This is a genomic window from Serratia sp. DD3, from assembly GCF_000496755.2.
Map to the genome: position 1 here is coordinate 1 of NZ_AYKS02000068.1, position 1135 is coordinate 1135.

The 1135-nt window shown below is 49.5% G+C and carries 2 tRNA genes and 2 rRNA genes; all 4 read left to right on the forward strand.

From position 1 onward, the window contains the following. A 16S ribosomal RNA gene (locus IO95_RS12410) occupies nucleotides 1–280 on the forward strand; the annotation flags it as partial. A gap of 74 nt (nucleotides 281–354) precedes the next feature. Continuing rightward, nucleotides 355–431 (forward strand) — tRNA-Ile (locus tag IO95_RS12415). A 129-nt stretch (nucleotides 432–560) separates the two neighbouring features. Further along, nucleotides 561–636, forward strand: a tRNA-Ala gene (locus IO95_RS12420). 310 nt (nucleotides 637–946) lie between these two features. Then, nucleotides 947–1135, forward strand: a 23S ribosomal RNA gene (locus IO95_RS12425); the annotation flags it as partial.

The following is a 1135-nucleotide window of genomic DNA, read 5'->3' on the forward strand; positions in this document are numbered from 1 at the left end:
CTCGCGAGAGCAAGCGGACCTCATAAAGTACGTCGTAGTCCGGATTGGAGTCTGCAACTCGACTCCATGAAGTCGGAATCGCTAGTAATCGTAGATCAGAATGCTACGGTGAATACGTTCCCGGGCCTTGTACACACCGCCCGTCACACCATGGGAGTGGGTTGCAAAAGAAGTAGGTAGCTTAACCTTCGGGAGGGCGCTTACCACTTTGTGATTCATGACTGGGGTGAAGTCGTAACAAGGTAACCGTAGGGGAACCTGCGGTTGGATCACCTCCTTACCTAAAGATATTGCTTCGCGTGAAGTGCTCACACAGATTGTCTGATGAAAAGTAACGAGCAGAAATACCTTTATAGGCTTGTAGCTCAGGTGGTTAGAGCGCACCCCTGATAAGGGTGAGGTCGGTGGTTCAAGTCCACTCAGGCCTACCAAATTCTTCCTCATACTGCGTTGCCTCCTCACTCGCATATTACAATATGCTTCGTGAGATCGCGCCTTGTCTGAGAAAGAATTAACTCCTGTTGAGTTGGTAATCATAAAGGTCTCTGCAGTGACTGTATGGGGCTATAGCTCAGCTGGGAGAGCGCCTGCCTTGCACGCAGGAGGTCAGCGGTTCGATCCCGCTTAGCTCCACCATAAGTCATTGAATATACTTCAGAGTGTACTGGAAACAGTATGCTGCGAAGTATTTTGCTCTTTAACAATCTGGAACAAGCTGAAAATTGAAACTTCAGCGCATCAATGAGTTAACTGACATTGATGACGTTGAAAGAGTCTCTCAAATTTATCATTACTCGTAAGCAGGTTGAGCGAGCTAAGTGAAGACAAGGCGTAGGAGCAGAGCCAGCGCAGTGGACTTGATGTCCATGAGTATGGCGAGCACCGCACAACGCAGTATTCACGACGCGCAGCCAACCGGCAAGATGGAAACATCTTCGGGTTGTGAGGTTAAGCGACTAAGCGTACACGGTGGATGCCTAGGCAGTCAGAGGCGATGAAGGGCGTGCTAATCTGCGAAAAGTGTCGGTAAGGTGATATGAACCGTTACAACCGACAATACCCGAATGGGGAAACCCAGTGCAATTCGTTGCACTATCCTGTCATGAATACATAGTGGCAGGAGGCGAACCGGGGG